This window comes from Chryseobacterium sp. 27AL, from assembly GCF_057815395.1.
The window spans coordinates 115,299-129,269 of the sequence record NZ_JBYRIW010000006.1; the positions used below are offsets into that span (position 1 = coordinate 115,299).

15 protein-coding genes and 1 pseudogene are annotated in these 13,971 nt (G+C 35.7%); 10 read left to right on the plus strand and 6 right to left on the minus strand.

Features of this window, described 5'->3' with window-relative positions; all coding sequences use genetic code 11:
- Positions 1-11: 11 nt before the first annotated feature.
- Positions 12-830 (minus strand): GLPGLI family protein, encoded by an 819-nt coding sequence (locus AC3WV0_RS11440; protein WP_488846206.1) that lies wholly within the window; start codon positions 828-830, stop codon positions 12-14.
- Between the two features lie 143 nt (positions 831-973).
- Between AC3WV0_RS11440 and AC3WV0_RS11445 the strand changes: the two genes are divergently transcribed.
- The 7 genes and pseudogenes from AC3WV0_RS11445 to sufD all read left to right on the plus strand — a co-directional run bounded on the left by AC3WV0_RS11445 (position 974) and on the right by sufD (position 6,508).
- Positions 974-1,303 (plus strand): HesB/IscA family protein, encoded by a 330-nt coding sequence (locus AC3WV0_RS11445; RefSeq protein ID WP_488846207.1) that lies wholly within the window; start codon positions 974-976, stop codon positions 1,301-1,303.
- A gap of 32 nt (positions 1,304-1,335) precedes the next feature.
- On the plus strand, positions 1,336-1,731 hold the full coding sequence (locus AC3WV0_RS11450) for a four helix bundle protein (protein ID WP_488846208.1): 396 nt from the start codon (positions 1,336-1,338) through the stop codon (positions 1,729-1,731).
- Positions 1,732-1,796: 65 nt separating this feature from the next.
- On the plus strand, positions 1,797-3,245 hold the full coding sequence (gene sufB, locus AC3WV0_RS11455) for a Fe-S cluster assembly protein SufB (RefSeq protein WP_488846209.1): 1,449 nt from the start codon (positions 1,797-1,799) through the stop codon (positions 3,243-3,245).
- A gap of 101 nt (positions 3,246-3,346) precedes the next feature.
- Positions 3,347-3,751, plus strand: coding sequence for a GxxExxY protein (locus AC3WV0_RS11460; RefSeq protein WP_488846210.1), 405 nt, complete (start codon positions 3,347-3,349; stop codon positions 3,749-3,751).
- A 229-nt stretch (positions 3,752-3,980) separates the two neighbouring features.
- Positions 3,981-4,724 carry a Fe-S cluster assembly ATPase SufC gene (gene sufC, locus AC3WV0_RS11465; protein ID WP_090000534.1) on the plus strand — a complete coding sequence of 248 codons (744 nt, stop codon included), beginning with the start codon at positions 3,981-3,983 and terminating at the stop codon, positions 4,722-4,724.
- Positions 4,725-4,755: 31 nt separating this feature from the next.
- Positions 4,756-5,153 (plus strand): annotated as a pseudogene (locus AC3WV0_RS11470) (four helix bundle protein).
- Positions 5,154-5,203: 50 nt separating this feature from the next.
- Positions 5,204-6,508, plus strand: coding sequence for a Fe-S cluster assembly protein SufD (sufD, locus tag AC3WV0_RS11475; RefSeq protein ID WP_488846211.1), 1,305 nt, complete (start codon positions 5,204-5,206; stop codon positions 6,506-6,508).
- A 198-nt stretch (positions 6,509-6,706) separates the two neighbouring features.
- Here the strand turns inward: sufD and AC3WV0_RS11480 are convergent, their stop codons facing one another.
- Complete coding sequence (locus AC3WV0_RS11480; RefSeq protein WP_488846212.1) at positions 6,707-7,633, minus strand: DUF3078 domain-containing protein; 927 nt, start codon at positions 7,631-7,633, stop codon at positions 6,707-6,709.
- Between the two features lie 242 nt (positions 7,634-7,875).
- Between AC3WV0_RS11480 and AC3WV0_RS11485 the strand changes: the two genes are divergently transcribed.
- From AC3WV0_RS11485 to gdhA, 3 genes are all read left to right on the plus strand, one after another.
- The gene (locus AC3WV0_RS11485) at positions 7,876-8,646 is read left to right on the plus strand and encodes a rhomboid family intramembrane serine protease (protein WP_488846213.1); all 771 of its coding nucleotides are present in this window, start codon (positions 7,876-7,878) and stop codon (positions 8,644-8,646) included.
- Positions 8,647-8,711: 65 nt separating this feature from the next.
- Positions 8,712-9,821, plus strand: coding sequence for a DNA-processing protein DprA (gene dprA, locus AC3WV0_RS11490; RefSeq protein ID WP_488846214.1), 1,110 nt, complete (start codon positions 8,712-8,714; stop codon positions 9,819-9,821).
- A 190-nt stretch (positions 9,822-10,011) separates the two neighbouring features.
- Positions 10,012-11,370, plus strand: a complete 1,359-nt coding sequence (gene gdhA / locus AC3WV0_RS11495) for an NADP-specific glutamate dehydrogenase (protein WP_090000529.1) — start codon at positions 10,012-10,014, stop codon at positions 11,368-11,370.
- Between the two features lie 178 nt (positions 11,371-11,548).
- Here the strand turns inward: gdhA and AC3WV0_RS11500 are convergent, their stop codons facing one another.
- From AC3WV0_RS11500 to AC3WV0_RS11515, 4 genes are all read right to left on the minus strand, one after another.
- Positions 11,549-11,842 (minus strand): hypothetical protein, encoded by a 294-nt coding sequence (locus AC3WV0_RS11500; RefSeq protein ID WP_488846215.1) that lies wholly within the window; start codon positions 11,840-11,842, stop codon positions 11,549-11,551.
- A 180-nt stretch (positions 11,843-12,022) separates the two neighbouring features.
- Complete coding sequence (locus AC3WV0_RS11505; RefSeq protein ID WP_488846216.1) at positions 12,023-12,370, minus strand: hypothetical protein; 348 nt, start codon at positions 12,368-12,370, stop codon at positions 12,023-12,025.
- A gap of 121 nt (positions 12,371-12,491) precedes the next feature.
- Positions 12,492-12,980, minus strand: a complete 489-nt coding sequence (locus AC3WV0_RS11510) for a YkgJ family cysteine cluster protein (protein ID WP_488846217.1) — start codon at positions 12,978-12,980, stop codon at positions 12,492-12,494.
- The gene (locus AC3WV0_RS11515; protein ID WP_488846218.1) at positions 12,980-13,951 is read right to left on the minus strand and encodes an ion channel; all 972 of its coding nucleotides are present in this window, start codon (positions 13,949-13,951) and stop codon (positions 12,980-12,982) included. The genes AC3WV0_RS11510 and AC3WV0_RS11515 overlap by 1 nt, the downstream gene beginning before the upstream one ends.
- Positions 13,952-13,971 lie beyond the last annotated feature (20 nt).

Below are 13,971 nucleotides of genomic sequence, written 5' to 3' on the forward strand. Positions count from 1 at the left end.
AGGGCTTCATTTTATTGTAATTCAATAGGATTACTGTTTTTCTTGGCTTCATCTTTTACTCTCTCTTCCATTCTTTTCCTCATATCAGCAGGATTTTCACCGCCTCGGTTACCGCCTATTCTCATTGATCCGCCTTGAGACATAAAAGCCATAGGATCTTCCATGAATTTTTTCTGTTGCTTTATATAGTCTGCTCTTTTTACTTTAATGGTATTTCCAAATTGATTTAAAGTAGGAAAATCAGCAATCTTGTAATTTTTCATTAAATCAAAAGAATATTCACCTTTATCATCTTCCACTTTTACGATAAGTCCTGGCAGGCCACCGAATTTGTAAGGCCCATCCTGATAAGGCAAATCGGTCGTGAACCATGCAGTCCATTTTCTTCCCCCAAAATCAGTTTCTGCTTTCTGAACCTTATATTCTCCTATCTTCGTGGTTTCCGGCATAATCTTCCAGTTTAAAGGCCGGTCTTCCTCATACGTATAAACATCTCTTCCTATTCTGTCCTTAAAAATAATCTTCTGGTCTTTTTTATCTTTTTCAATAGAATAGTTAATAATTGACCTCAGATTTTGCATCTGGTCTCTATTGAAACCTCTTGCACCGCCACTCTGAATAGTTGCCTGAATTATTGAATCCCGCTTAATTCTGTTTTCAGAATAAAAAATCGATTTTTCAGCAGAAATATCAAGATATGCGTTTTCTGTTTTAACATCATTTTTATCAGATGCATCTGGTTTCATAGTTACCTGATAAACAAATCTGTTGGTTTGTGCAAATACACAATGTATGAGTAACGTTAAAGCAATGATGCCTATTTTTTTCATTGGAATAAATTTAGTACTTGGATTTTAAATCCTTCACAAAGTTAAAGCATCAATAATAAAAATTGATAAAATAAAATCGCTAATTTTTATATACTAATTATTGTACGTATTTTTGCATTATTAAATCATTCTAAATAAATACAATGATAAAAGTATCAGATCAAGCAAAAGCAAAAGCCATCCAGCTTATGACAGAAGATGGTTTTAAACCTTTTGAAGACTATATAAGAGTTGGGGTAAAAAGCGGAGGATGCTCTGGTTTAGAATATGTTTTGAAGTTTGACAATGAAAAAACAGATTCTGATCAAATTTTTGAAGACAATGATATCAAAATTATCGTAGATAAAAAATCAATTCTCTATCTGGCAGGAACCACTCTTGAGTATTCAGGAGGTTTAAATGGAAAAGGATTTGTTTTTAATAATCCTAACGCATCCAGAACATGTGGGTGCGGAGAAAGTTTTTCACTTTAAATTCAATATTTAAGATTTAAAATTCAATATTATTGGCAACGTATAAGAGTTTTGAAGATTTAGAAATATGGCAGCTTTCGAGAGAACTTTGTAATGATATTTACGAAATTATTGAAAATTCTGATCTTAAAAATAATTTTCGTTTAGCAAACCAAATCGATGGATCTTCAGGCTCAATAATGGATAATATTGCTGAAGGTTTTGAGAGAAACGGAAATAGAGAGTTTATACAATTCTTATACATTTCTAAAGCATCTTGTGGAGAGACAAGATCTCAATTATATAGAGTTTTAGATCGGAATTTTATTTCAAACGAAAAATTTGAGGTTTTAAAATTAAAAACAGTAGATTTAAGTAAAAAGATAGGAGGCTTTATATTTTATTTACAAAATAGCGATCTTAAAGGCTCTAAATATAAAAACAGATAAATAAAAAATAATTCGGAGAAGCAAAATTTTGAATTTCGAATTTTGAATTTTTTGAATATAAAATAATGAATAAATATACAGAGGACGATTTACGCGTCGACTTAGAAAATAAAAAATACGAATTTGGCTGGGAAACGAAAATCGATTACGAAGATTTTCCTATCGGTTTGAATGAAGATATTATCCGGGCCATTTCTGCCAAAAAAGAAGAGCCGGAATGGATGACGGAATGGCGTTTAGAGTCTTTCAGAATCTGGATTAAAATGACAGAACCTGAATGGGCTAATATTAAATATGAAAAGCCTGACTTTCAGGCTATACGATATTACGCCGCTCCAAAGGTAAAACCTGAACTGGACAGCCTGGATGAAGTTGATCCTGAATTATTGAAAACCTTTGAAAAATTGGGGATCAATATTGAAGAGCAAAAAAGACTTTCCGGAGTTGCTGTAGATATCGTAATGGACTCAGTTTCTGTAAAAACCACCTTCCAGGATACGTTGATGGAAAAAGGAATTATTTTCTGTTCCATTTCTGAAGCCATTAAAAATCATCCTGACCTGGTTAGGAAATATCTTGGTAAAGTAGTTCCGAGAGGAGATAATTTCTATGCCGCTTTGAATTCCGCAGTTTTTTCTGACGGAAGTTTCTGCTATATTCCGAAAGGGATAAGATGCCCAATGGAACTTTCTACGTATTTCCGTATCAACCAAGCAGGTACCGGTCAGTTTGAAAGAACACTTGTGATCGCTGATGAAAGAAGTTATGTTTCTTATCTTGAAGGATGTACCGCACCATCAAGAGACGAAAACCAGCTTCACGCCGCTGTTGTTGAGCTGATCGCTTTGGATAATGCTGAAATTAAATATTCAACCGTTCAGAACTGGTATCCCGGAAATGAAGAAGGAAAAGGAGGAGTTTTCAATTTCGTAACGAAAAGAGGACTTTGCGAAAAGAATGCAAAGATTTCCTGGACACAGGTAGAAACAGGCTCTGCCGTAACATGGAAATACCCTTCTTGCATCTTAAAAGGTGACGGATCAATCGGTGAGTTCTACTCTATTGCCGTGACCAACAATCACCAATATGCAGATACCGGAACAAAAATGATCCACATCGGAAAGAATACCAAATCAACGATTATTTCTAAAGGAATTTCTGCAGGAAAATCTCAGAACTCATACAGAGGTTTGGTAAAAGTAATGCCTTCTGCAAAAGGGGCAAGAAATTTTTCCCAGTGTGACTCTTTGTTAATGGGTAATGAATGTGGTGCACATACTTTCCCTTATATTGAAATCAAAGATCCTTCTGCACAGTTGGAGCATGAAGCAACGACTTCAAAAATTGGAGAAGATCAGATTTTTTACTGCAACCAGAGAGGTATCGATACGGAAAGAGCAATTGCTTTGATCGTAAACGGTTTCAGCAAAGAGGTTTTAAATAAATTGCCAATGGAATTCGCTATTGAAGCTCAGAAATTATTGGAGATTTCTTTGGAGGGTTCTGTAGGGTAAGTAATATATTTTAAACATTAAGAAATTAAGTTTTTATTCTCAATTATTAATGTTTAAATAGTAAGGAATTGATAAATCAATTCTGTTGAAGAAAATTAAGTATGACAAAAACACAAATAACACAACTTTCCTATGATATTGTAGGGTGTGCCATTAAAGTGCATAGAGAACTTGGTCCCGGCTTATTGGAAAGTGTATATGAAATGTGTTTAGCATATGAATTAAGAGAAAAAGGATTTTTAGTTAATCAGCAAATTAGCACCAAAATCAATTATGGAAAAATTGAGATTGAAACACCACTAAAAATTGATTTGCTAGTAAATGAAGCAATTATTATAGAAATCAAAACTGTTGAAAGTTTATTGCCCGTTCATCAGGCTCAATTGATGACTTACATGAAAATATTGAAAAAGCCTCAAGGTCTTTTGATTAATTTTTACACGGACAATATTACCAAGTCAATGATTCCTTTAATAAATGAATATTTTGCAAAGCTTCCTGAATAAAAATTAAAACATTTAGGAATTTAGATCACTAAGACCTTAAAAATCTTAATAAAAATCAATTTATTGATTTACTAAAAAGAAATTATACATTAGAATTAACTTAAATTCTTAATGTTTAAAATAAAAAAAGAAATAGTATTTCATTGATAAGCGTTAGCACCTTTGTTTATCTTAAAAAGCAAAGGAGATTAAAAAAATCTTAGTCTAGCCTTGCGATAAATTTAAACGTATGTTAGAGATAAAAAACTTGCACGCCAAAATTGAAGACGGCGCAGAAATTTTAAAAGGAATCAATCTTGAAATAAAACCGGGTGAAGTTCATGCGATCATGGGTCCAAACGGAGCCGGTAAATCTACTCTTTCTTCTGTTATCGCAGGAAAAGAAGATTACGAAGTGACTGATGGAGAAATTATTTTCAGAGGTGAAGATATCATCGAAGACGCTCCTGAAGACAGAGCGCACAAAGGGATTTTCCTTTCTTTTCAGTATCCGGTAGAAATTCCGGGGGTTTCTGTAACCAACTTCATCAAAGCAGCGATGAATGAAAACAGAAAAGCAAACGGATTGGGAGAAATGCCTGCTAAAGAAATGCTTTCGCTGATCCGTGAGAAATCTGAAAAGTTAGGAATCAAGAAAGATTTCCTTTCAAGATCATTAAATGAAGGATTTTCGGGAGGTGAAAAGAAAAGAAACGAGATCTTCCAGATGATGATGCTTGATCCGAAACTGGCCATCCTTGATGAAACAGATTCAGGATTAGACATTGATGCATTAAGAATTGTTGCAGATGGTGTAAATGCATTTAAAAATGAAGGAAATGCAGTGCTTTTGATTACACACTATCAAAGACTGCTTAATTATATTCAGCCTGACTTCGTTCACGTTTTAGCAAACGGAAAAATCATCAAAACTGGTGATAAATCTCTTGCTTTGGAACTGGAAGAAAAAGGGTATGACTGGCTTTTGAATTAATTTGAGATTTTGATATTTGAAATTTGAAATTTTGGGGACGATCAATAATTTTGAAGATTTAGAGATTTGGAAGGATGCAAGACGCCTTTGCGAATTGATTTATCAGAATTGCCTTCAAAATGATAAATTTCAAAGACATGATAAATCACAAATTGACAGAGCATCTTCGTCTATTATGGATAATATTGCAGAAGGTTTTGAAAGAGAAGGCAATCGGGAATTCATTAATTTTCTCACCATGTCGAAAGGTTCTTGTGGTGAAGTGCGTTCTCAACTTATCAGAGCTTATGACAGAAAATATTTAGATGAAGAAAAATTCCTAAAACTTAAAAATGAGAGTATTGAGATTTCAAAAAAACTTTCGGGATTATTAATTATCTTAAGAATTCGACACACAAAGGAAATAAATTTAACCGAAATATTGATTAGTGCAGATGCACACAGAATATCAAATCTCAAACTTCAAATTTCAAATAAATATGTTATTAGAACAAATTTTAAATAATCATTCTTCTTTTTTAGAGAGCCTTCGTCACCGATTTTTGGACGAAGACAGAAGAGCAGCTCTTCAAAGATTTGAAAGCATGGGTTTTCCGACAAAAAAAGACGAAGAATATAAATATACCAGCCTAAAAGAAATTACCGAAAAAGTGTACAACTTTTTCCCGAAAGAACACCACAATATCACCAGGGAACAGCTGGATGAACTGCATTTGGGTGAAGAAAATTTCGACTGGATTACTTTCGTAAACGGTAAACTTCACAAAGAGCTATCAAAAGTTTCGATTGAAAACGTTGAATTTCTTTCATTTAATTATGCTTTAAATGATGAGAAACACAGAGATGTTTTTGAGAAATATTTTAATACGATTGCTTCAGACAAATCTGCTTTTACAAATTTAAATCAGGCTTACTGCAAGTATGGTTTTTTCCTGAAAGTTCCAAAAAATGTTGTGATTGAAAAACCAATTCATGTTTTCTATATTTCGCAGAATCAGGAAGAAAATACTTTCTACAATACGAGAAATTTATTGATCGTAGAGGAAGGTGCAAAAGTGGAAATCATTGAAAGTCATCATAATTTTGACAGTACATATGTACTAACCAATTCAGTGACAGAAATTTTCACCTATCCGAATGCAAAGGCTGACTGGCATAAGCTGCAGAATGACAATGATACGTCGTATTTAATTGACAATACATTCGCGAGACAGGAAAAAGATAGCTTAACAACGGTAAATACGTTCTCTTTCGGCGGTAAACTGGTAAGAAACAACCTTGATTTTATTCATAACGGATCGAATATCAATTCCTTTATGAACGGAATCACGATTATTGGGAAAGATCAGCTGGTAGACCATCACACGGCGGTTCATCACAACTTCCCGAACTGTGAAAGTTATCAGAACTACAAAGGTATTTTCGACGGAAAATCTCACGGTGTTTTCAACGGAAAAGTTTTTGTGGATAAAATTGCTCAGAAAACAAATGCTTATCAGCAGAATAACAATGTTTTACTAAGTGAAGGGGCTATTATTGATACCAAGCCTCAGTTGGAAATTTTCGCAGATGATGTAAAATGTTCTCATGGCTGCACCGTTGGACAGCTGAATGAAGATGCATTGTTCTATCTAAGAGCAAGGGGCATCTCTAAAAAAGAAGCTCAGGCATTATTGCTATATGCTTTCGCTAACGATGCGATGCAGAATATAGATATTGAGCCTTTAAAAGAAAAAATTTCAAAGCTTTTGGCTGAGAAACTTGAAGTTGATATAGAGTTTTAACAATATATAATTGATAATAATGAAGCACTCCAAATTTGGGGTGCTTTTATTTTTTAAGGCTAAAATCGCAATGATTTTTTGAAATGATTAAGATCTTTTGTTTGTAAAGACGGTTCACTTATAAAAACCGCAACAGAGAATCTTTGGCTAAAGCCCACCCCTATTGATATTTGTAAGTATTATTTAAATTGATGATGACTATTTTTTTATCCACCATTGGCTGTCTTTTCTGTTAGAACGTTTCACTCCATTATCTAATGTATAGGCAAACCCGACACCCAATGTCTGCTTCAGCTGTGTTCTTTTGATCTGGTTATGGTCATACATAAGATCAACAGTAATGTTGGAGGAAATGAATTTATTAACCTTTAAATTTAGTATCATTCCATAGGCGAGCACCAGCCTTTCAGGATGGTCAAGATAATTTGAGAAAACAGATGCGGTATTGGTAACATTTACGTTTTCCATTAATTTAAATTTATAATACGCTGTGCCCAGAAAACCGTACTGTAACAATGAATTGTCTCCATCAGCTTTTAATCCGTATGTTCCAGCGGTCTGGAGATCTTTATCTAAAACGAAAGCCCATCTGGCGTTGGAAGGACGCAGTGTTACATTGATGTTATCGCTGGGCCTGTACGTGATCCCCATCCCGACATTCAGATAACCGGGAGCCATAAAGTTGGAAATTTTCTTGGCTGCAGGATTGTTGCCGTCTTCATATCCCACGGTAAACTGAGAAAGCATGCCTGCCCCTACAGAAAGATACCAGCTTTTAGAAACCTTCCTTCCGTAATTCGTGGAAACATTGATAACATCCTGGGTTTTTCTTACTCCCAGGCCTTTCGTATCATTCTGGCCATAATTCAGAATAATAATATTTTCCCAGAGATCCTTGTCTTTTTCATAGGTAATGTTGTAATCTGCACCTACCAGCCAGCCGACATTATTGCCACCACCCCCAACCCAGTTGGAGAATGCAGCCTGATTGATCATTAAAGTCTGTTTACCCAGAACCGACCAGTGTTTTACCGTATCTACCTTGATAGAAGCGGTGTCCAGAAGCACTTGTGCACTGTTGAAAATTCCTATAGAAAAGGAAAGAATTAATAAAAACTTCTTCATGAGTCAGGATTTCATTTTACAAAATTCTACACAAAAATATCAAATATAAATTTGATAAGACAAATCGCACAGGCAAAACTACATTTTCCTATTCGCTTAAGATTTTAATGACAAATAAGATATACTTTAATATATGCAGAAGAAAAGATTACTTTTTGGCTGAAATAAAATAAATGACTGATTGATTCATCGACAAATTTTCCGAAATTTAGCATTGGCTTTCCATTTGACATAAACAGTGCATGCTAAAAAACAATGTAATTTCCAAAAAAGCGATTATAAATCCTTTGCTGATGCTTGCGGCAATGTGGCTGGGATATTTTCTGCAGCTTCACGGATTTTTTGAAAGTTGTTTTGGAGCCATCATTCCATTATTGCCTGAAGGACTGCTCGGCATTATTACTTCTCCTCTTTTGCACGGAAATCTGGATCATATTGTAGGGAATTCTATTCCTATTGCTATTCTGATGTTTCTGCTGTATCAGTTTTATCCATTGGTGGCTAATAAAGTTTTCGTTTTAGGATGGCTGGCTACCGGATTGCTAGTCTGGCTTTTGCCACCTATAGACATCATAACTGGTGATTATCTTTATACCTGTACAATTGGTGCCAGTGGCGTGGTGTACGTACTCGCTTTCTTTCTTTTTTTCAGCGGTATCTTTAAGTGGAATATGAAGTTGCTTACTATTTCTCTCCTGGTAGTTCTATACTATGGAAGTCTGGTTTGGGGAATGCTGCCGGAAGAATTGTTTTACAATCTCCAGGAACCCAGTAAAATTGCATGGCAGGCACACATTGCAGGCGCTGTGGTGGGAATTATCCTGGCCTTTATGTTCAAAAAAGCAGGCGATAAAAAGAAAAGATTCATCTGGGAATTTCCAAATTATTACAGTGAAAAAGACGACAAACTCTGGCAGGAATACAAAGAAAACCATCCCGAAGACTTCATGGAATTACCTTATAAAAAGAAAGATGACATTTGGGAGCATCTGGATGAGCTAAGAAGAAAATAAGCTTAATCTATTTTTAATCATATAAAAATAACATTAAATTCTTTACATTTGTCAAAACAACACAAATGTATTCTGAAGAACATCTATATTCTATCGCACTCCGCGAATGTAATTTAATCGGTGATATCAATTTTTACAAGCTCGTCCGCACATTTGGAAGTGCAAAAAATGCCTGGCAGCATACCAAAAAAGAATATAAAAGAATTGATGGCCTGGGCTATAAAATGGTCGCTGATATCGGAAATCCTATCCATTTGAAATTTGCTGAAAAAGAGCTGAAATTCTGCGAAAAGAATGATATTGTCGTCAACCTTCGTCATGCTGGTGAGCTTCCAAAATTACTTAATGAATGCTACGATGCACCGGCAATTCTTTATCAAAAAGGAAGCTTCGACGATAAGAAACAAAAAGTAAGCATTGTAGGAACCAGAAACATGACAACTTATGGCAGTCATTTTCTGAATGATTTTTTTGAAGAGACAAAATCCTGCCCATTTATTTCTGTTAGCGGCCTTGCCCTGGGTGTCGACAAGGAAGTTCACGAACAGTCTCTCTTGAAAGGGATTCCTACAGTTGGCGTATTGGCGCATGGATTTCATACCATTTATCCTTCCAAAAACCGAAGGCTTTCCGAAAAAATCGTGGAAGAAGGAGGAACACTCTTCACAGAATTTAATTCTTCGCGAAAACCTGACCGGGAAAATTTTATTCAGAGAAATAGAATTGTAGCCGGTATTTCTCCTGCGACAATTGTCGTAGAAACAGCTTTCGGTGGCGGATCGGTGAGCACAGCAACTTTTGCCAACCAATATAATCGGGAAGTATTTGCACTGCCCGGGAAAATTACAGACAAGCAAAGCCAGGGCTGCAATCAACTGATTTTTCAGAACAAAGCTGCGGCAATCTCTACAGTGAAAGATCTAATTGACAGTTTAGGAATTAAAAAGCCTAAAACAAAAATGGAAGAATTATTTTGCCACCGTGAAATCAATATTCAATTAACTGACAGCCAACAATTAATATTTACTGTTATTTCAGATCATCCACAAATTTCTTTAGATGACATCATAGAGAAAACAGGTCTGGCCTCGCATAAAATTTTACCCATAATTCTGGAATTAGAACTTTTAGGGAGAGTAAAATCACTTTCAGGGAGGCAATTTGTTGTAATATGAGATTTAACCTTTTCTTAATATTGCATTATTTTAAACATAACATTTAATTTTTAATAAAATTAAAGCTCAAATTATTAACTTAATAATATTAAGTATTTATATTATTAAACTTTCAACAATCATTCATTAAGGTGTTGTGAATCTTGAAAAAAAAATTAAATTTGTTGACAATAATATTCAACCCTAATATATGGAACAATATAATATTGACCAGAAAATACAAGAATTTATAGCAAAAATCGAGGCCAAAAACCCTAATGAGCCAGAATTTTTACAAGCGGTAAAAGAAGTTGCTGTTACAGTAATTCCGTTTATTATGACTAAGAAGGAATATACGGGCATGAAACTTCTTGAGAGAATGGCAGAGGCTGAAAGAATCATCATTTTCAGAGTTCCGTGGGTTGACGATAAGGGAGAAATCCAGGTAAACAGAGGTTTCAGAATTCAGATGAACTCTGCTATCGGGCCATATAAAGGAGGAATACGATTCCATCCTACTGTAAATCTTTCGGTTCTTAAGTTCCTGGCATTTGAGCAGGTATTTAAAAACTCACTGACAACATTACCAATGGGTGGTGGAAAAGGAGGTTCAGACTTTGATCCGCAAGGAAAGTCTGATATGGAAGTAATGCGTTTCTGCCAGGCGTTTATGACAGAATTATGCAAGCATGTTGGTCCGGAAACTGACGTTCCTGCAGGAGATATCGGTGTAGGTGCCAGAGAGATCGGATACTTATTCGGTCAATATAAAAAAATCAGAAATGAATTTACAGGGGTACTTACCGGTAAAGGTCTGGCCTACGGAGGTTCACTGATCCGTCCTGAAGCGACAGGATATGGTGTGGTATACTTCGCAGAGCAGATGCTGAAAACGATCGGACAAACTTTTAAAGATAAAGTGGTAACGGTTTCAGGTTTCGGAAACGTAGCCTGGGGGGTAATCAAGAAAGTGTCTGAACTTGGCGGTAAAGTAGTAACTATTTCCGGACCTGACGGATATGTTTATGATAAAGACGGTATCGATGGCGAAAAAATCGATTATCTATTGGAATTAAGATCCTCAGGAAACAACAGAGCTGAAGATTATGCTAAAAAATATCCTTCTGCACAATTTTTTGCAGGAAAACGCCCTTGGGAAGTGAAATGTGATGTTGCCATCCCATCTGCAACCCAAAACGAGCTGGACCTTGATGATGCTAAGCAACTGGTGGAAAATGGTTGCGTTTGTGTAACGGAAGCAGCCAATATGCCTTCAACACTAGATGCTATTAATTATTTCCTTGATAATAAAGTGTTATTCTCTCCAGGAAAGGCTTCCAATGCCGGTGGAGTTGCTACTTCAGGTCTTGAGATGACACAAAACTCTATCCGTCTCAACTGGACCTCTGAAGAAGTGGATGCCAGACTGAAAGAGATCATGATCGGAATCCATAAAGCATGTAGAGACTATGGTAAAGAAGAAGACGGCTATGTAAACTACGTGAAAGGCGCTAATATCGCTGGCTTCGTGAAAGTTGCAGAAGCAATGCTGGCTCAGGGAGTGGTATAAAAATACAAAAGGTTGGGAAAATTCCCGACCTTTTTTCATACAACCTGTTCCCGGGATTATAAATGGGATAAAAGTAAAAAGTGAAAGGAGAAAGCGTTGATGATTCAGCGCTTTTTTTATAGTAGCAATCCAAAAAAAATCCTGAAAAATTTTCAGGATTTTTTTTATGATGCATTATCTACTTATTTTTCTTTTTTGTTTTTCTGTCACCGGTTGTGGCATCTCTGTTTTTCCAGTTGGCGGTATCCGTTTTTGCTTTGTCCCAGTTATTATTGTTATTCATGGTACCGTTGGTATTACCATTATTCATGGTTCCAGTATTTCCGGTATTCATGTTGTCGGTTCTCATGTCTTTGTTCCTGGTCGTATCAGGTCTTGCCGTGTCCGTTGTTGTCGTTTGTGGTGTTGTCTGTGCAGATACTGCGATCGTTCCAAACATTGCGAACGCTGTCGCTAAAATTAACTTTTTCATAATATAATGATTTAGTGGTTGGTTTGTGTTATAGTAAGTACAATAATCGTACAAAGTGGTATGTATTATAAAATGTTTTAACTTGATTTATAATAATTTAAGACAAATTACATTATAAACAGGTTTAATAAAAACCCCGGATATAATTCCGGGATTCATTTCTACTTTTTTACTTAATACTTACTTAGACTTTTTCTTTTTAGACTTCTCTTCTTCTTTAGTTGCCTCGTCATTAGGTTTGGTAGCATCTGAATTCGGATCTGTGCTTACACTCGCTGAAGCATCAGTAGCCGTAGTTGCTGCGGATGCCTCTACCGTAGCAGTTGCTGCTGTATTTTGGTCCTGTGCTGAACTTGAGGAAGCTGTTCCCAAAGTTGAAGACGCTTGTGGATCCTGTTGTGTTTGAGTTGTCGATGGGTTACTAGAATTTTGATTTTGTGACGGGTTCTGTTGTGTTGTGTCCGTCTGAGCCGATACTGCGATTACTCCGACTAATGTAAACGCTGCTGTTAAAACTAACTTCTTCATAATAATTAATATTTTTAATATGGTTTGTTTAGTTAAAACGTCGTCAATTTACCGGATATTGTCTGCAATGTCTTTATTTAACGTACTTTATAATTATTTAAGAATGATTTTGAATAACAAGTTATTTTGCTAAATTTTTCATAATTCTCTCTACAAACTCATACGCAGCAGGGCATATAAGCGTATTTTTCATCGTAAGATTATTGATCTGGTAGATCTTTTTTCTATCCGTATGAGGATACTCCCGACAGGCTTTAGGACGAACATCGTAGATAGAACAGGTATTATCACTGTTTAAAAAAAAGCAGGGAAGATTCTGTAAAACTTTGTCATTATCTTCATCCACACGTAAATATTTAGATTCAAAATCTGCAGGTTTCATGCGAAGATGCTTTGCGATTCTTTCAATATCTTTTTCCGTGTAGAGCGGCCCGGTGGTTTTACAACAATTGGCGCATTGTAAGCAGTCGACTATTTCAAACACCTCATCGTGCGTTTCCTGTACTACATAATCAAGGTTTTTCGGTGGCTTTTTTTTAATGCCGTCCAAAAACTTTTTATGCTCTTTCTGCTTTTGTAAAGCCTGTTTTTTGTAAAGTTCTAAATTCATTATTCGTTCTCTTCCTGAAATACCGGAAGATCTGCTTGTTGATAGTGGTTTATTTTATCCAGATTCAATACTGTTGAAAGGTTTTGCTTATCCGGATAATACATCGGAACAAACCTGGCTCCGTACACAATTTCTTTCGACACATACGATGTTCTTTGTACAACTGTGTTGGAAAATACTTCATCAAATGCACGCAGATGAACAATAATTTCAATATCGGTATTTTTAAAATCCTCCTCAGAAAAACCAAAGAATGGAGAATTTTCGTCGATTAAATGAACAATTGTCCAGTTCAGAGCCAATGTATTGATTTTATTTAACTGTGTTTTCAAGGTATAAAAATTGCTTCTCGGAACACTATTTTCAACAACCTCAATAGCCGCTGAAACAATAACATCTGCATCCGTTAAGGCATTATTCTTATAAGGTGCCAGCCGGAACATCAGTGCGGTTTTACCTTTAAAAGGAGCAATCAAAGCGATCTCAGAAAATTTCAGATACGCTCTCGGCCTTGAAAATCTTCCATAAAACAATCCCGTTGCAATGGCAAAGGTAAGCAATCCTAAGAAAGCTTCAAAGGTAGCTACCAAACTTGCCATAAAGCCCACTGGCGCAATTCTTCCGTAGCCAACTGTAGTAAACGTCTGCGAGCTGAAAAAGAAAACATCGATAAATTCATTCACAGGATCGCTTTTATCAATTCCCGTTAAATGTTCCACACCAATGAGATAATAGATCAGTGCAAAAAACAGATTCACCATAATATAGGCAATGACCAGATAAGAAAGGAAATTGAACGTCGAAAGATCCAGCATCGTATGATACCAGCTGAAACGGTTGAAAATGTTTACACCTTTCCGGTTGACATTCGGAAGCCCGTCTTTATTGATAAACCGCCCCGAAGCATAATCTCCGAAGCCACTATTATCGGTATTTTTCTGGCGAATTTTCTGACGGAATCCTTTAGCCATCGTATTGATCTTGTTTTAAG